Annotated in this window: 12 protein-coding genes; 10 read left to right on the forward strand and 2 right to left on the reverse strand. The window is 39.8% G+C overall.

Going from position 1 to position 18171, the window contains the following annotated elements:
- Positions 1–4 precede the first annotated feature (4 nt).
- Both B0O44_RS24065 and B0O44_RS24070 read left to right on the forward strand, forming a co-directional pair.
- Positions 5–1840, forward strand: coding sequence for a BatD family protein (locus B0O44_RS24065; RefSeq protein WP_110834652.1), 1836 nt, complete (start codon positions 5–7; stop codon positions 1838–1840).
- The gene (locus tag B0O44_RS24070) at positions 1833–2603 is read left to right on the forward strand and encodes an SH3 domain-containing protein (RefSeq protein WP_110834653.1); all 771 of its coding nucleotides are present in this window, start codon (positions 1833–1835) and stop codon (positions 2601–2603) included. The genes B0O44_RS24065 and B0O44_RS24070 overlap by 8 nt, the downstream gene beginning before the upstream one ends.
- Positions 2604–2657: 54 nt before the next feature.
- Here B0O44_RS24070 and B0O44_RS24075 read toward each other — a convergent pair whose 3' ends face one another.
- Positions 2658–6383, reverse strand: a complete 3726-nt coding sequence (locus B0O44_RS24075) for a tetratricopeptide repeat protein (protein ID WP_110834654.1) — start codon at positions 6381–6383, stop codon at positions 2658–2660.
- A gap of 133 nt (positions 6384–6516) precedes the next feature.
- Entirely contained in the window at positions 6517–6912 is a 396-nt protein-coding gene (locus B0O44_RS24080; protein ID WP_110834655.1) for a c-type cytochrome, read from the reverse strand.
- A gap of 301 nt (positions 6913–7213) precedes the next feature.
- Between B0O44_RS24080 and B0O44_RS24085 the strand changes: the two genes are divergently transcribed.
- From B0O44_RS24085 to B0O44_RS24120, 8 genes are all read left to right on the forward strand, one after another.
- Positions 7214–7813, forward strand: coding sequence for a sigma-70 family RNA polymerase sigma factor (locus B0O44_RS24085; RefSeq protein WP_110834656.1), 600 nt, complete (start codon positions 7214–7216; stop codon positions 7811–7813).
- Between the two features lie 57 nt (positions 7814–7870).
- Complete coding sequence (locus tag B0O44_RS24090) at positions 7871–8821, forward strand: FecR family protein (RefSeq protein WP_110834657.1); 951 nt, start codon at positions 7871–7873, stop codon at positions 8819–8821.
- 259 nt (positions 8822–9080) lie between these two features.
- Entirely contained in the window at positions 9081–11654 is a 2574-nt protein-coding gene (locus B0O44_RS24095) for a TonB-dependent receptor (protein WP_245943789.1), read from the forward strand.
- 4 nt (positions 11655–11658) lie between these two features.
- Positions 11659–12456 carry a DUF4249 domain-containing protein gene (locus B0O44_RS24100; RefSeq protein WP_110834658.1) on the forward strand — a complete coding sequence of 266 codons (798 nt, stop codon included), beginning with the start codon at positions 11659–11661 and terminating at the stop codon, positions 12454–12456.
- A gap of 187 nt (positions 12457–12643) precedes the next feature.
- Positions 12644–15022, forward strand: a complete 2379-nt coding sequence (locus tag B0O44_RS24105) for an outer membrane beta-barrel family protein (protein WP_110834659.1) — start codon at positions 12644–12646, stop codon at positions 15020–15022.
- A 286-nt stretch (positions 15023–15308) separates the two neighbouring features.
- Positions 15309–16472, forward strand: coding sequence for an AAA family ATPase (locus B0O44_RS24110; protein ID WP_110834660.1), 1164 nt, complete (start codon positions 15309–15311; stop codon positions 16470–16472).
- Between the two features lies 1 nt (position 16473).
- The gene (locus B0O44_RS24115; protein WP_110834661.1) at positions 16474–17085 is read left to right on the forward strand and encodes an HNH endonuclease family protein; all 612 of its coding nucleotides are present in this window, start codon (positions 16474–16476) and stop codon (positions 17083–17085) included.
- 674 nt (positions 17086–17759) lie between these two features.
- Positions 17760–18171: diol dehydratase reactivase ATPase-like domain-containing protein (locus B0O44_RS24120; protein ID WP_211321447.1), on the forward strand; the 412-nt coding region annotated here is incomplete at its 3' end.

Raw genomic sequence — 18171 nt, forward strand, 5'->3', positions numbered from 1 at the left:
AAAAATGAAAGCAAAATATTTTATAGCATATCTGATGTTCCCTGTACTGTTGTTTTGGAGCAGTATTTTATTTGCCAATGATGTGAAAGTGACTGCATCTGTTAGCAAAACGGAGGTTGCCGTAGGAGAAGCATTTGAAATTACTTTTACTGTCAATGGGAATGCCGAGCGGTTTGACCCGCCATCTTTTGCTGGTTTTCAGGTCATATCCGGGCCGAACCAGTCCTCGAGTATGACTTCTATTAATGGCAATACCACAGTAAGTATGTCTTTAAGCTATGATCTGGTCGGAACCCAAGAAGGGGAGTATACCATTGGAGCGGGCAGTATTGTGGTCAATGGAAAAGTTTACAAATCCAATGCGCTAAAAATAAAGGTTGTTAAAGGAAACCCTGCCCAGAGCAGTTCGCAAAGCCGTGCCGCGGCAAGGGGAAGAACACAGACCAATGTTCAAACGGTTACAGGAAATGCAGCTGATGTGGCCAAAAATCTTTTCATTAAAGCTTCGGTAAATAAAACAAATCCTTACCAGGGTGAACAGTTAACCGTAAGCTATAAACTGTATACCAATGTGAACCTGGTCGACAACAGTTTGGATAAACTTCCTGACTTTAATGGCTTCTGGAGCCAGGAGATTAAAAATACCAATCCAAATGTAGAATGGGCGATTGAAAAAATTAAGGGTGTAAGTTATCATGTGGCCACCCTCAAACAAATCATCCTTTTTCCGGAACGTTCCGGAAACCTGGTACTGGACCCCTTAGCCATGACCTTTCTGGTCAGGCAGGCAGCCCCTTCCATGGATATTTTTGACCAGTTTTTTGGTGGATCTTATAAAGATACCAAGTATAAAATAAGCAGTGCACCTGTAAACATTCACGTAAGGCCATTGCCGGAAAATGGTAAACCTGCGGGTTTCCAGGGTGCTGTGGGGCAGTTCAGTGTCCAGGCTTCGCTCGATAAAACACAACTAAAGGCTAATGAAGCGTTGAACTATAGTCTTAAAATATCCGGTACAGGGAATTTGAAGCTATTGAATGCACCGACCGTTAATTTTCCTGCAGATGTAGAAAAGTATGACCCTAAAGTGGAAGACCAGATCAGTGAAAGCCTTACCGGAGTATCCGGTAGCCGGGCATATAAATATCTTCTGATTCCAAGACATGAAGGAAGTTATACCATTGAGCCCTTTCAGTTTTCTTATTTTAACCCGGTTTCAGGGAAGTATGTAAGCCTGCCTTCCAGGGCTTTCCAGATTAAAGTAAGTAAAGGTGATCCAGGAGCGAATGTAACTGCTTATTCAGGTAACCAGCAAGATATAAAAATGCTCAACAAGGACATTATGTATATCAAAACCACAGACCTGGCCTTATCTGAAAATGGGAAAAATTTTTATGGTTCCCTGGGGTATGTATTGTCTATGTTGCTTGGACCAGCCCTTTTTGGCCTGGCCTGGTGGTCGAAAAAAAGGTATGAGGAAAAGAATAAGGATCTGGTGCAGGTTAAATGGAGAAAAGCCAATAAGATTGCAGCCAGGCATTTGGCCTTTGCAGCTAAACAATTGGCCGCCGGAGATCAAAAAGCTTTTTATGAAGCGATTTACAAAGGTTTATATGGTTACCTGAGTGATAAACTGAATATTTCCGCAGCAGAACTGAATATAGAGCACATCAGAACATCTTTAAGGGCTATAAATATTAATGAAGAACTGATCGGCAGACTGGGAAATACACTGGAGTTATGTGAAATGGCAAGGTATGCCCCGGTTCCGGGAAGTACCGAACAGGAAGTATTTGATCAATCCAAAAGTATAATTAATGATATTGAAACGCATGCGTAAAGACTTAAAATATATTCTTTTTGGTCTGTTGGTTATTGGTTTGCCTTTATTGTCCAGGGCCGGGGACAGACCGTCAGACTGGTTTGCAAAAGGAAACGAACAATATGCAAAAGCCAGGTATGAGCAGGCTCTGGAGGCTTATCAGAAAGTGGAACAATCAGGTTATTCTTCGGCAGCATTTAACTTTAACCTGGGCAATACGTATTATAAACTGGGCAATATGCCTGCTGCAATTTTAAATTATGAAAGGGCATACAGACTGGCCCCTTCAGATAAGGATATAGACTTGAATTTAAAATTGGCCAGGCTTAAAATTACAGATAAAATAGACGAAGTTCCGGAGCTCTTTTTGCTCAGCTGGTGGAAAAATTTCCTGTTTTTCTTTTCCCTATCCCAGCTTTCCATTGGGAGCATTGTTCTTTTTATTATGGGATTCTTACTGTTATCTTTTTATCTTTTTGCCCCTTCAAGCACTTTGAAAAAGGCAGCCTTTTTTTCTGGTTTGGGTTTGGCCCTGATCGGTTTTGTTTTTATGCTGATGGCCGGCGCGCAGTCCAGTTATTTTAACCGTCATCAGCAAGCCATTGTTTTTAGCAGCTCGGTCCAGGTAAAAACCGGACCAGAAACAGCATTGAAGACTTTATTTATGATCCATCAGGGTACCAAGGTAAATGTCCTGGAAGACCAGAAAAATTGGATTAAAATTGAGCTGGCCAATGGAAACACGGGCTGGATCGAAGCTTCAGTTGTACAAAAGATCTAAACAATAAAGCCTGACCGGTTAAGATCAGGCTTTACAATCTGTAAAAGTGTTTCCTTATTTCATGGCCAGTTGTTGCTGGTCGGCATCGGTCATTTGCTTATAAAAGTTTTTAAAGGCTTCTACCTTATCCAGAGGTACCAGATCATTTTTTAATACAAAGCGTCTTTTCAAAATGATTTTATTGTCTTTTTCCACACTTTCTATACTGAAATCAACAAATTCGTTGGAAAGGCTGACTGCTTTAAATGGCTGTACGATACTTTTACCCTCCGGAAGCTCCAGACTTAACTGCTGGGTAGATTCATCAGCTGAAAACAGTTGAGTAAGGTCTATGCCAAATTTTCTTGGCGACAAGATCTGTAAGTCGGTTGCAGCGGTTTTGCTGGACCAGGGAATAGAAAAAATCAGCATTCCGGCAACAGGCTTACTGACATTTATTAATTTATAAGATGCAGCTGTACCTACTGTATCTGAACTGGCTGTTTCGGCATTCAGATTACTGAAATCTAAAGAATAGGTTTCATTTTCAGGGTACAAAGCAGCAATTTGTTCTTTCATTTTCTTCAGTTGATCTTTAGCACTCAGGTCCTTAAAAACAGAGCGCAGGTAGCTCGCTGCAGAACCCGTGTTTTGATTTTGTTCCTTTATGATCATATCCGCATCTTTAAGGGTAACAGAGGTCGTGTAGTTAAGTATATTGCGTCCCCTTAATTCCGGATTGAACTTTTTAAGCTGAGCAGGGCTTTTACCAATTTCCAGGATGTTCGAATTTATGAAGGTATTGCTGAAGGTATTAAATGGCAGGTTTCCTGAGGTTAACTCTAACCAATATTCCTGTTTGTTGACAATGGCCTTTGCAATACAGTGGTTAAAATCTATGCTTGGAAGCAGCAAGGTATTTTGTCCATTGTCCCTTGTGCTCACCAGGGCCAGCTGAGCTTCAATTCCGGCCTCTTTGCACATGGTCACAAACAAGGTCGAAACATCCTTACAATCTCCAATACGGGTATTGATCACCGTGGAGGGGTTCTGTGGAACAATACCACTCTGACGGAATGATACCGAACTGTAGGCAATGTTTCTGGTGATGTAGTTATAGATCATTTTAACTTTGCTTAATGGATCCAGATTGGCTTTTCCTTCAAAAAGCGAACGGATTACAGACTTAATTTCATAGCTGCTGCGGGCTTTGGCAGTTGCGATGTTGTTGTACCAGTCGGATACAAATTGCCAGTTGGGCACCGAAGAGATATACAATTTATTGGTCACATCGTCTGAAGGGGGCATTTTGTCTTCATAGGAAAGTGATTTCTGATTGGATTGCTGCCATACGTACAAATCAAATTCATCTTTCCTGGTCTTTACAGATGGCAGGGTAGTTTGTGAAAAAACATGTTTAAATGTTTTGTCATGATGGATAAGCAGGGAGTATTTGCTGTTTACATAAGGCAGGCCATCGCTGAAGTAAAAAGAATCCCAGAACTGGGTGGCCATGGTTCCAACAAAATAATTTTCTATACTATAGCGTATATTAACCACATCGCCCACCTCAAGGTTGGTAAAAACGATATTGTTATCGTTTTTTTCTGCCGGAACTTTAGTCCCGTTGGCCTTAATGACCTCTGCAACTTCAATGTTGTATTCCTGGTCACTATTATAAGAGACAGCATATTCTGTGGAGGCTTCAAGTCCTTTTTGAGTCAGTATTTTTGCAATGTAAAAATGCTTTTCTTCAGAACCTCCGTTTTCATAGACCACTTTTTGAACCTCTTTGTTTAGTACAACAATATGGTCATCCGGATAATCTTTTGCGGCAGGTGCAGCGGCAATCAGGGCTTTAACGTCCGGTTGGGTAAAGTAATCAAAAACAGGTTTTTTTTCCTGAAGCCTTCTTAAAGAACGGATGGCATCATAATTATTGGGGTTGATCTGCAAACTGCGGTTATAGGCCTGAATACTCTTTGCCTTTTGTTTGGCCATATCGTAAACCTGGCCCAGGGCAGCATGTGTTACAGAATGATTAGGGTCTATTTCAAGGGCCTGTAAGTACGTTTTTTCTGCGAGGTCATAACGCTGTAGTTTATAATACTGCGTGGCAAGGTCAGAATATACATTAAAGCTAATCGGATCATTCTCGAGTTCTTTTTTGTAAATGGCCAGTCCCGGTTCTGCCTCACCTTTATCCAGATAAAGCTGGGCTAAGAATTTGGAAGAGGTATAGTCATCATTCTCAGCAAGGTATTTCTCGATTACAGCAATGGCTTGTGGATTTTTTTTGATCTCTTTTTCATAGAGGTACTTTAAACCCACAATGTTGGTGGAATTAGGAAATAAAGGATAGGCTTTTTCGATCAGGGCAATGACCTCTAGCTGATTTTTAAGTTTACCGGCTATATTCATTTTTTTTTGAAGGACAGCTTCATCCTCTCCGTAAATTTTTTCCAGCTTTTTGATCATCAGGGCCGCATTCACATAATCCTTTTGCTGATCATATTCGTTGTAAAGAAGCTCCAGAGCAATACTGCATTCAGGATCATTTGTTTTTATAGCTTCACGAAGGGTTTCAATACCGGTCCTGTTTTCTGCTTTGGAGAACAGGTTAATCATCATGAAATTTAAGTAAGTACTTTCCGGGAAACGCTGTTTTAAACTCTCCAGTAAACTTCTGGCTTCAAAAATATTCCCCTGTCTAAGATACAGTTTGGCCAGCATCAGACGGTTTAAATAACTTTCAGGTTGTTTTTTAAGTTCATCTTCAAAGTAAGCAAATGCCGCGGGTTTGATTTGTATTGGCTCATAGGAGGTTTCTTTTACATAGGGTTGTGGTTGGGTTGTCGTATTTAAATCGTTCAGGGGCCTGCCCGATTCATCTGTTAAACGCAGCATGAAATTGGAACGGTTTGCATAACTTTCCCCAATCTGTACCAGGATGCGGTTATAGCCCTGGTGCAATTGTATGGAGCTGATGTAAGAATCGAGGTCGTTATTCCTTTCTTCTGCTTCACTGATCACCAATTTGTCGTTTACCCATACCTTAACCGATCCGGAAACACCAACTCTCAACTGCGCCACAACCGCTGCAGGAGATTTTACAAAGGTTTGGGCAAATTGGATGGCGTTTTTATAATTGTTGTAATAAGAAAAGTCAAACCATTTGTCCAGACGGGTGAAAGGTACTTTCCGCCATCCAAACTTTAGGTTTCTTTTTCCTGTAAATGTTGCACTGAGTTCAGGATGGTCGAGCACATCATACGTTTTATCAAAGCCGCTGGTGGAAATATTCTCATACTCCCCTGTAATGGTCCAGTTTTCAAGTTCCCCCAGCTGAGCATAGGCTTGTTTGGCAAGGTCATACTTTTTCAGTTCCTGCTGGTGTTTTCCAATCAGGGACCATGCCATCGCAGCAAGAGCCCCGTCTGTATTTTTACGCTCGGTTAGCCCTTTATAAAATTCGAGTTGTTCTGCCGACTTCCTGTTTGAAGAATAATTGGCAGAACCGTCCCACAAAGCAAAAAGATAAGGTTGCGGGTTTTTTGAAGACTGGTATACTTTATTAAGATAAGTAAAGCCTTCCAGGGCAGGTTTGTCTATTTCTGCCAGAAGGCACAGGCCTATGTTTGCCTCATCTGCTGTTTGAGGCTGTGCTGCAAGTTTTGTAAACATGGACCTGGAAGACTCCCTGTCATTTTTAAAGAATTTTTCCCATGCCTGAACCGTAGTTTGTGCTTTTGCAGCAAGAGAGAAAAATAAGGAGATGGTTAAAAGAGACTTAAGTTTCATTAAAATAAGATTTTCGCGCTAGTTGTAATGGTTAAAGGTTTCAAGTCTCAATGATAGGAAAAAAAATGCGCATCCATAGCTGAGTTTTGACTCAGGATGGTCTTAGGAGGTTGATTTTCTGAGAGAAATGAAACTAATTTGCCTGTGGATGTTCCTTGCCGTTATGACAGGTTATACAGGAAACCGCGATCAGTGCCTTTCCATCCTGGGTATCTTTAGTGTGGAAGTACTTTTTGTTGATTTTGGCCGTCATCCGCATCATGTTCCTGGCAATTTCTTTTTCGGGTTTATCGTCGCTGGCAAAATCAAGTTTTTTAGGATCATCCTTTTTAGCAGCGTGACAATAATTGCATTTTACCCCCAGGGCCGCTTTAAAGCCATCCATAACTTTATCCAGCTCTTCATGGCTGATGTCTTTGGGAAGGACTTTAAGGTTGGTCGCTTTTTTAGAGGGTTGCGCCATAAAAGCACTTAAAAGGAGCACAATTGACATTAATGCCGAAAAGGTAATGGTTTTTTTGTACTTCATGATCTTCTGATTAGCTATATCAATTTAAGAAGAATCTGTCAGGAATACAACTTTTAACAGGGTCTATATCCTTATTTTTACATTCTTTCCGGCCTTAACTAGTCCTTTTCCTTTTAGAAGTTGTATTTGTAGTAGTCTGATTTCAGATCGCTATCTAAATGTATGTGCCCTGCATCATTTCTATGAAAAGCTATTTCTGCCTTCCCTTTAAAAGGAAGGAGGGTTTGATAGGGACTTAACCGTTTTAATGGATACACAATGAATAGCTTGTATTTAAGTAATTTTCTTTTACAAATTAAGAATGAGGATCAGATATACAGAACTGACGGATAATGAACTTCTTTTTCTGATGCGCAACAATAAGGAAGAGGCTTTCACGGAAATTTACAACCGGTATTGGGAACGCCTTACAGCGATTGGTTATTACCATACAAAAAGTAAAAGCCAGGCAGAAGAAATTGTTAATGATGTATTGATGGGTTTATGGCTTAGAAAAAAGAAACTGGACATCAAATCTCTGCCAGCCTATTTAGGTACTGCTGTTAAGTTTTCCCTGTTTAAGGTAATATCCAGAGAAAAAAGGCGGAATGAAATTCGTGCAATGCAGGAATTTCCTGAGCAGCATAATGATACTACAGAACGCCTGGATGCCATTTTTTTACAGGAATACCTGGATCAGATTGTAGAGCATTTGCCTGAAAAAGCGAGACTTGTATTTAAATACAGTCGGGAACAGGAGCTTTCTATAAAAGAGATTGCCAAAAAAATGGAGCTCTCTCCAAAAGCGGTTGAATACCATATGACTAAAGCACTGAAAGTGCTAAAGGGCTCGATGGATAAATTTAACCGCTTTCTTTTCCCGTCGCCACTTTGGCGTTCCGGGTTTAGATTTTTTATTTAATGATTTAATTTTTGGTACTGATTTAGGGATTGGTGTCTTTGGTGGGTACTTAGGTATATGGAACATAAAGTTTTACATGACCTGATTGAAAAGTATGCCAATGGAAGCGCCACTGAGCTCCAAAAGGAAGCCTTGCTGACCTGGTATAGAAAAGATATTGCAGAGGTAGAATGGCCAGCTGAACACCCGGACGAAAAAAGCAGGTTAAAACAACAGATGTTTATACGGTTACAACATCAGATCAGACCGTCAAAAATCCATAGAAAAAGAAAGGTATGGCAATTGGTTGCGAGTATTTTTATGGCCATTTCTATATTACTTATTGGAAAACAATACCTGAATAAGTTAGCTGGGTCCGATTATACAACCATTACAAACCCTTCAGGGAAATTGAAACTGGTGCTTTTGCCCGATGGAACTAAAGTATGGATGAATGCGTCCAGTTCATTACGCTATTTATCTTCATTTAAAGCTAAAAGGGAAGTTCATCTCATTGGAGAGGGATATTTTGACGTTGTTCATGATTCTTTGCACCCTTTTGTTGTTCAGTCGGGTGCTCTGAGAACTACAGTATTGGGAACCAGCTTTGATGTGAAATTTTATCCAGGAGACCGCTTTGCCTATGTGACAGTTATAAGAGGCAAAGTTAAAGTTCAACAGCAAAAAAAGACTTTAGGGGTACTGAATCCTTCAGCTGAGCTTCTACTGGATAACCATACAGGCGGTATAAAAATTACACAGGTTGATCCAAATCAGGTTTCGGGTTGGAGCCGGGGCCTCATGGAGTTTTCCGGAAAAACCCTGGAAGAAATTTCAATGAGTTTAGGACGCTGGTATAACGTACGTTTTATTTTTCCTGATGCCGGTTTGGGTGCTGCCCGTTACTATTTGAAATTTAATCACAAGCTGTCCCTGAATGAGATTTTGGCCATTATGACCGAGACAACAGGCCTGGTGTTCAAAACGGACCTTCAGCATCGCATCATTATGGTCACTGAAAAAAGATAATTGTTGTTTTATCCTAAACCCAAATTACATGAGAAAAATGGCCCGTAGTCCTTAAAAAGACCTTACAAATTTTTTACAGATACAGATACAAAAAACCGCAACCGGCTGGTACCCGGTTGCAGTTTTAAATTGAAGTTTTACAGTATAAAACAATAATAAAAGTATGCAATTAAATGATCGGGGTCAAATGATTTTCCCAGGTTCAACTCTCCTGTATAAAAATTCAGGCAGCTGCCCCGCGGGGATATCAAGATTGTTCATGATGTCTGTTCTTAAGGTTGTTTTACTTGTCTGGGCAGTTCTGCATGCTGCAGAAACGAAGGCCCAGCAACAGGAAGACGTGAAAATTTCCCTCAATATAGACCATCTCCCCTTAAAAGAAGTGCTGCGGCGTATAGAAAGCTTAACGCCATTTAAATTTATGGGTAAGGCCGAGGACATCGAGAAGGAAAAGGATATTACCCTTCATCTTAAAGAGGAGCCGGTGATTAAGGCTCTGGAGGCAATCCTGTTAAAACGGAATTTTCAGTTGAAACGAATGGGAAAGAACATCATTCTAAAAAAGGGACAAGGTAAAAACGTTCTAAGTGGTACGGTTAAATCGGCCAAAACAGGAGAAACCATTTTGAATGCAACCATTTCAGTATTGAACTCGACATCACGTACTTCAAGTAACGAGTATGGTTTTTACTCTTTGAGGCTTGCCCAGGGGCAATTTGATGTGGTGATCAGCGCTATAGGGTACAGGTCAAAAACAGAAAATATTAATCTGGAGCAGGATTTAAATTTAAATATCCTTCTGGAGGAAGAAGTGAAAGAATTGGAGGAAGTAACCATAACCAGTGAAAACAGTCAGCGTAATTTATTAAGCCCGCAAATGGGTGTGGAAAGACTGAGCATGAAAGAAGTTAAAAACATCCCTGTTTTATTTGGTGAAAAAGATATCCTGAAAACCATTCAGCTGCTTCCGGGTATCAAATCCGCAGGTGATGGAAATAGCGGCTTTTATGTAAGGGGGGGCGGTAGTGATCAGAACCTGATTTTGCTGGACGAGGCACCGGTGTATAATGCTTCTCATTTGCTGGGGTTTTTCTCTGCATTTAATTCCGATGCCATTAAAAATGTAACCGTTTATAAAGGGGGCATGCCAGCCAATTATGGTGGCAGGCTATCCTCTGTGGTAGATATTAAAATGAATGACGGAAACAGTAAGAAATTCGGGCTAAGTGGTGGGATCGGATTGATTGCAAGCAGGATCAATATTGAGGGGCCCATACAAAAAGATCAGTCCTCTTTTCTGTTTTCTGCAAGAAGAACCTATGCCGATTTATTTCTGAAATTGTCCCCGGACTCCAACCTTAGAAAAATACGACTTTATTTTTATGATATAAATGCAAAGGCCAATTACATTTTTGGAGATAAGGACCGGCTCTATTTGTCGGGTTATTTTGGACATGATGCATTGGAAAGAGGAAAAAAGACAGGGATAGACTGGGGAAACACTACGGCTACACTGCGCTGGAACCACCTGTTTGGTCCCAAATTATTTTCCAATACCTCCCTGATTTTTAGCAATTATCAGTACCAGAATAATGTAAATGGAGATGGCAATAATTACAACATCTTCTCTCAGATCAGGGACTGGAACCTGAAAGAAGAAATGCAATGGAATGTAAGCCCGAAAAATGCATTGAGCTTTGGCTTTAATGTTATTCATCACACCATTAAACCTGGAGAAATCTCATCAGTAGGAGAAGACAAAAGTCTCAGTACAACAAGCCTGGCCTGGAGATATGCTTTTGATAATGCCTTGTTTGTCAGCAATGTTTGGAAACCTTCAGAAAAATTCAATCTTACCTATGGGTTAAGGTTGTCTTCTTTCGCTATTCTTGGTAAAGGGCCCTATTATGATATTGACGGGAACGGAAAAATACTCGATACTTTAAATTATGGTCCGGGACAGCTGGTTAAAAATTACCTGAACCTGGAGCCCCGCGTTGCAGCGAGTTACCAGTTAAACGAATGGTCATCTGTTAAGGCTTCATATGGTCGGAATACACAAAATATGCACCTCATATCCAATTCGACATCTTCTTCTCCAACAGATAAATGGCTGGCCAGTACCAATAACATTAAACCTGAAATTGCAGATCAATGGTCTGTAGGTTATTACAGAGATCTGAAAGACCATAAATATGAACTGAGTATAGAGTCTTATTATAAAGACCTGAAAAATCAGATTGACTACCGGAACGGGGCCGATATTTTTACCAATAAGCCTATAGAAACCCAGTTGTTATATGGGATCGGAAGATCTTATGGTATAGAGTTTCAGCTGAAAAAGAAAACAGGCAGACTGACAGGCTGGATCAGTTATACTTTATCTAAAAGTGAACGTAAAATTGATGGCATTAACAACAACCAATGGTACAATGCCAGGCAGGACAGAACACATGATATTGCTATAGTAGCCATATATGCCCTTAATGAAAAATGGACACTTTCTGCAAACTGGGTCTTTTATACGGGAGATGCGGTAACCTTTCCTAATGGAAAGTATAAGGTCGATGATGATGTTTATTTCTATTATACCAATAAGAACGCCTACAGGCTTCCAAATTATCATCGTCTGGACCTGGGGGCTACCCGTCAGCTGAGAAAACGTAAAAACTATTCTTCAGAACTTACTTTTAGCCTTTATAATGCCTACGGGCACCAAAACCCTTATCAGACAGACTTTAGGAGGGGCAAGTTCAATCATAACATTACAGAAGCTGTTGAATATTCTTTTTTCAGGTTTATTCCTTCGGTCTCCTATAATTTTAAATTCTAAAATCATGAAAAACAGTGTTTTAAATTATGGTTTCATTTGTTTGTTGTCTGCAGTTTTTTATTCCTGTCAGAAACTGGCCAAGGTAAAACTTGACGCTGCTTCACAGGCTTATGTTATTGAAGGGGTGATCACAGATCAGCCTTCAGACTGCAAAGTTTTCATTAGTCAGACGAAGGCTTTTGGCGATAATAATGCTTTTATTGGCATTAGTGGAGCTACAGTGACTATAGAAAACAAAGGTTTGGTTGTGCCACTTCAGGAGGTTAAAAAGGGGGTGTACAGTACGAATGCCATTACAGGGCTTTCAGGTCAAACTTATAAACTAAATGTAAACATCGAGGGGCATTTGTTTACGGCGTCTTCTACCATGCCAAAAGCGGTTGCTCCCGAAAAAATCTATGCAGAAAAAGAGAACATCGGAAAGAACAAGTTTATTACCGTTGTCTATCAGGACCCACCGGAAACGGATAATTATTACCGTTGGGTCCAGTACGTAAACCAGAAAAAAGAATTGACCATTTTTGTGGCAAATGACGAATTCAACAATGGAACCAGGGCGAGTAATGTGTTGAATTTCAGAAATGACATTAGCCCGGACCTTAAGGTAGGAGATACTGTAAGAATAGATATGTTGTCTATTGATGCTGCTGTTTATAAATACTGGGCAAGTTTGAGGCAGACAGGAAGTGGTTCTGGTGTGAGCGCCTCTCCATCTAACCCGGTAAGCAATATACAGGGTGGTTGTTTAGGATATTTTAGTGCACATACCCTGAGAAAAAGCGATCCGCTTATTATAAAATAGTGAAATTTCAAGAAAGCCTGATTAATCAGGCTTTCTTGAAATTTGATACATCAATAAATGTGTGTTCAGCAGAAGGTTTGCCATGGGTTTTGTCAAAACGGTGAATTCCTGGAGTAATTTGAAAGTGGGTAGAGCGGTTTAGATGTTTTTACTATTGGCTTGTTTGCGTAGCGAATAAACTTGCGCTATGAAAACAAGTTTAATATTTTTTTTGATCCTTATACTGGCATTACCTGTTTGGTCACAAAATGTACAGTTAACAGGTTTGGTGCAGGAAAGCCCGGCCTTACAATCCTTTCCGTATGTAACCGTTACCCTGAAAGATACAACAGGTAAACTCATTGCGGCGGCAATGACCAATGAGAAAGGCATTTTCAAATTGGATGGTGTCCCACATGGTAAGTTTGAGCTGCAATATCGTTTTACAAGTTTTCAGAGCGTCTCAAAAGCCCTGGTCGTCCAACAGGATAAAACAGTTTGGCTACCTGTGGTTATTTTGCAGCCTGATGCGAAATTATTGAACGAGGTATCAGTAACTGCCGAGCGGAGTTCCGTTAACTTGAAACTGGACAAAAAGGTTTTTGAAGTTGGCAGGGATGTCCTGTCACAGTCAGGGACAATAACCGATTTGCTAAGTATTGTGCCCTCAGTCAGTGTTGGCCCTGGTGGAGCCATCAGCCTGCGGGGCAATAACAATGTGCTGGTATTGATCGATGGGAGGCGTTCGGGATTGACCCAGGGCAATGCTTTGGAACAAGTACCTGCCGATCAGGTGGAGCGGGTGGAAGTGATTGCTAACCCTTCTTCCAGATATGATGCAGGTGGTTCAGCAGGGATCATCAATATTATCCTGAAAAAAAACAAAAAGGCAGGCTTTAGCGGACAGCTTCGGGTAGTTGGAGGTATCCCTAATGAAACCCGGATTAGTCCAAGCCTTAATTACAAATCAAATAAAATCAATTTATTTGCCACTTATGGACTGCGTTTATCAGATTATGTGGGTTTGTATACCATGCAGCAAGCTACCGGACTTTTAACCCAACCTGTTTACCTGAACCAACGGCAGGATGAGGATCGGCATGATGATGCCAGGTTACTCTATTTTGGGGCAGACTACCAGATCAATGACCACAATACCCTTACGGCAGCATTTTTACGTAATGCCACCAATGATCATGATAAAACCAGGTTAAACTATTTGTATTCTGGTAAAAACGGGGCTATTGACAGCAGCCTGAACCGTAGGGGAGAGTCCTGGGAAAAAAGAAGCTACAACCAATTGGAATTTAATTATACCCGTAGTTTCAAGCGGACAGGCAAGAAACTGACTGTGGATATGCAATACGATTTTTGGGATAGCCATAAAGACTGGAATCTGGTTACGGGCAGGCTTTTGCCGGAAAACGTGACCTTACCGATGATCAGAACAGGTTCGGCAGGTGCCAGTAAGGATCTGATGGTCAAAACGGATCTGGTGCAGCCCCTGGACAGCAGCTCCACCATTGAATTTGGTTTAAAGGCCGAGAACCGCAGGGTAAGCAGCGACTTTATTGCTGAAGAGCAAAGGGGGACCGCTTGGGAAATTATCGAGCAGATTGACAATCATTTGTTGTATAAGGAGTTGATTGCCAGCGCTTATGTGCAGTTTTTAGGTAAGACGGGTGCTTTTAGTTATCAGGCTGGTTTGCGTGGAGAATGGACACGTGTTGGTATTGAAGATCGTATGGAACGTTATACGAACAACAAAAATTACCATCGTCTTTTTCCAACGCTGAACCTGAGTTATCGTTTTAATACGGGTACAACCCTGCAAGGAAGCTACAGCAAAAGAATTAACCGGCCATCATTGAACATGATCTATCCTTTTAATGAATTGACAGATCTGACCACCAGATACATAGGTAATCCCGATCTTAATCCATCTTATGCTCATGTATTTGAACTGGCTCTTCTTAGAAACTGGTCGTCCTTAACTTTTAATCCCGCTCTTTATTACCAAAAAAACAATGGTGTGATTGAAGACTATACGTATAGGAGCGCAGAAGGTTTATTCATCACAATGCCTGTCAATATCCCGAAGCAAATGCGTTATGGTTTTGAAATGTCGCTACTTTATAACCCGGTGAAATGGCTCCAGCTCAATACCGAACTCAACATCTTTCATTATGTTGAACAAGGCAATTATCAGTCTCAGCGTTTTGACTATTCTGGCAATACACTAACCACTCGTGTAAATGCCCAGGTAAAACTGAAAAAAAAACTTGCCTTTCAGGCCCTTTACAACTTCAGAGGAGCCAATGCCACTGCCCAAACCCGTACAGGTGCCTTGCATAGTATTGACTTTGGCAGCAGCAAGACCTTTCTAAAAGACAAAGTAACACTGATGTTTGATGTGAACAATTTGTTTGAACTGCGTAAGTTCAAAGGCAGGACTGAAGCCGCAGATTATCACATTGACCAGGTCAGTATTCCCAATGCAGCCAGATACCGACTTACACTGGTTTACCGCCTTAATCTAAAGGATAACCAGGCCGTTAGGCAGGCCCAAAGCGGCAATAGAAACTGAAAATAAAAAAAAAGGGATTTTCATTTGAAAATCCCTTTTTCTGTGGAGCAGAGGGGACTCAAATCGAACTCTTTATACCCCTTTTAACGTTTCTGGACGAGGTGGATAATCCTTTTGAATTACAAGAGTCAAATGCTAATGTAAGACTCGACATTTTATCGTTTGAAGATAAGACATCAAAAACAACTAAGCGAAAAAGAAAGGGGCGGTTTTTATAAGCCTTTTCATTTATGAGGCTTTACAATAGATTGATTTTATGTATTTTGTTCTCTTATTCTAACCTTAAATGTACTATAATAACCCTTTTGATATTCCCCAAGAACTCCTAGGCGATAACCCTGGTCAAGTGAATCTTTTGGTTGGCGAAAATGGTAGTGGAAAAAGTTCACTTTTAGATGAGATTTCCAGACGTATGGTAAATTTTAGTAACCGTAAAGTGGTTGCTATTGCAAATACTATTCATGATAAGTTTCGTACACGCCATGAGCGATTTGAAGCTCTAAAAGCTGCTCATGGCAGGTCGATTGTTAAACGTACTTTAAAGTCAGCCTTGCAAATGCTTATTGAAAAGAATGAGTCTCGTTTCGGTCAGGTAGCCGAAACCTTGCGTTATGTTCATTTTGACCCGGTTATAGGTATAAAGGTGGCTGGATTGAAAAGAGATTTTCAAAGTCGTTTAAAATATAATGATCTACCAGATGAGCAACAGCAAGTACTTATTTCATTGCTTGAGAGGTATCAGCACAGTATCAGTTCAAACTGGGGTGAAGAGATCGTACGTATTGATCTTTACCGAGAAAATTTTTATGAATTGCAAAGCTTTGGTATATTAGAACTACTATCATTTGAAACCCAACTTCGCAAGTTTAAGTTGATTCGTGAGATAGAAGTTTACTTGTACAAAAATGGACGACCCATTTCAGCTAATTTAGGCAGTTCTGGTGAACTGACGTTAATTACCTCATTTATTTATCTAATGACAACGGTGGAGCACGGTACTATAATACTTATTGATGAACCAGAAAACAGCTTGCATCCTAAGTGGCAGGTTGAATATGTAGGAAAACTATATGATCTGATCTATCGTTATGAACCGACAACGTTTATTGCAACTCATTCTCCCCTGATCATTAATAGCGCAGAATTGGATCTTGGACATCGCTTGCGTATTTTTAAAGGGATAGCTGGTTCGTTTAAAAGAATAGAGGATTTTGTTGGTAATGTCGAACAAATTTACCAGGATTTCTTTGACGTTACCACCCCTGAAAATCGGTTCTTATCCCAATTTGTTTTAACAAAACTTAATCAACTGGCTAATAAAACGATTTCGATTGCCAACTTTACAGAAATAATAACTGAATTGCGTGAAAGTGCATATGACGAACGCCAGGTGAATGTTTTAAATGGTGTAATAGAGATGGGGCAGCGTATATCAGCAAAACAAAACTAGTATGGATTTTACTGATGAAGATTTAATCCTTATCAATGCCGCTAAGGCAAAAGGCGGAAATGTATGGGAAGACCCAACTTTAGAGGATATCAAGCAGCGCATCAAAACGCATTACCGAAATGGCAATGCTGGACATTGTTGTTACTGTCATCGCAGCTTCAGAGGTGAATTCAAGTTCGACATTGATATTGAGCATGTTTTGCCAAAATCTAAATTTCTTCAATTTATATTTGAATTGTTCAATTTAAACATATCCTGCAAACGTTGTAATATGTTGATCAAAAAGGAACGAACTGACTTTTTGATCGATGCTGATTCCATTGCACAAAACCCTCAGCAATCCGATCAGTATCACCTCATCCATCCTAATTTTGATTATTATTTTGATCATATGGATTATGAAGTAAACATCAAAAACGAAATAGAGATGGTAAAATTTACACCTAAGCGGCCTAAAGGGGAATATACTTACGATTTTTTCAGACTTAATGAAATTGAGATAGATATGATTAATCAGGCCCAAGGGATTAGAAGCGTAAAATCTAATGAGACCCTGCTCTCGCTGCCAAGGGATATAAAAGATGACGTAAAAGATCTTATTGATAAACTATGATTGAGATCAATATCGTTTGGTATTGCAGGTAATATTTATACCTTTATCATATTGGGAAACCTAAAGATCTGGGAACCCTAACAGAGTTCTTCAAAATTTGGCATTTAAAAGAGGTTTTGATTGTCGCGATAAGTCACTTTATTATTCACCCTAAAACAATAAATTTTATGGAAGTAGCAAAAACAGTAATCGTACACTTAATTATAGGAGCTATCCTTACTTTTTTAAGCATATTCTTTATACAGATTTGCGGAGGCGTTGGCATTGCAGGCGGGTCGGTCAACAAACCAATAATTTGTGTCAAAATTTGAATATTATATGTTAGTGAACTGGTTCGATGCCAGTGCCCCGCCACATTTTAAAAGCCATCTGTTTTCAGGTGGCTTTTTTGATAGAGTTAGTTTCTCAAGAAATAGAAAGAAGAAAGAACACCTAATTGAATTTTTGCCTCTTCTGGCTAAAAACTGTAATCCTTTTTATGCTACGGTTTACCGTAGTTAAAGGATTATCTTTTTTAATATATTTGTGTAAAAGGCAACATGCTGTACAGTTGTTGTTTAGATAGATTTACCCTAGCAAACTACCAAATACTATGAACTATTATCACTCATTCAAATATTTACCATAAGCCTTAATCACAAGATCAAAGAAATATTATAACGCTACGCCTTATTATGAACAATTTAAACCACGATCCTTCAGAGTATATCAGAGGAATTCAGCAAATACTAATATCAGATAAAAAGAAGATAGGCTTCTTATTTGGGGCTGGAAGCTCATTAGCAACTAAAAGCGAAAAGTCATTAACCGTTCCTGCAATAGGAAAAATGACTTCTGAAATTGTAGAAGAAGTTGGAAAAGCTAACAAGAAATATAAAGAAGCATTTGTTCAGATCAAAGAAGAACTTGGAGAGATGAACTTTAATGTGGAGACTATATTATCAAACCTTGAACAGAAATACTCATTTATAGGAAAAGGCACCTTGAATAAGCTTGATCAAAATGAATTTGCCGATTTGATTAAGAAAGTAAAAACTGAGGTCAGAAAGAAAGTGAGTGTTCATAATGCGTATTTCAGTGAAACTG

This window comes from Pedobacter nutrimenti, from assembly GCF_003208655.1.
GTDB classification, from domain to species: domain Bacteria; phylum Bacteroidota; class Bacteroidia; order Sphingobacteriales; family Sphingobacteriaceae; genus Pedobacter; species Pedobacter nutrimenti.

Coding starts and splice junctions, on each gene's coding strand:
- B0O44_RS24070 (WP_110834653.1), top strand. CDS start 1,833: ATGCGTAAAGACTTAAAATATATTCTTTTTGGTCTGTTGGTTATTGGT.
- B0O44_RS24080 (WP_110834655.1), bottom strand. CDS start 6,912: ATGAAGTACAAAAAAACCATTACCTTTTCGGCATTAATGTCAATTGTG.
- B0O44_RS24095 (WP_245943789.1), top strand. CDS start 9,081: ATGATGTCTGTTCTTAAGGTTGTTTTACTTGTCTGGGCAGTTCTGCAT.
- B0O44_RS24115 (WP_110834661.1), top strand. CDS start 16,474: ATGGATTTTACTGATGAAGATTTAATCCTTATCAATGCCGCTAAGGCA.
- B0O44_RS24105 (WP_110834659.1), top strand. CDS start 12,644: ATGAAAACAAGTTTAATATTTTTTTTGATCCTTATACTGGCATTACCT.
- B0O44_RS24090 (WP_110834657.1), top strand. CDS start 7,871: ATGGAACATAAAGTTTTACATGACCTGATTGAAAAGTATGCCAATGGA.
- B0O44_RS24085 (WP_110834656.1), top strand. CDS start 7,214: ATGAGGATCAGATATACAGAACTGACGGATAATGAACTTCTTTTTCTG.
- B0O44_RS24100 (WP_110834658.1), top strand. CDS start 11,659: ATGAAAAACAGTGTTTTAAATTATGGTTTCATTTGTTTGTTGTCTGCA.
- B0O44_RS24075 (WP_110834654.1), bottom strand. CDS start 6,383: ATGAAACTTAAGTCTCTTTTAACCATCTCCTTATTTTTCTCTCTTGCT.
- B0O44_RS24065 (WP_110834652.1), top strand. CDS start 5: ATGAAAGCAAAATATTTTATAGCATATCTGATGTTCCCTGTACTGTTG.
- B0O44_RS24110 (WP_110834660.1), top strand. CDS start 15,309: ATGTACTATAATAACCCTTTTGATATTCCCCAAGAACTCCTAGGCGAT.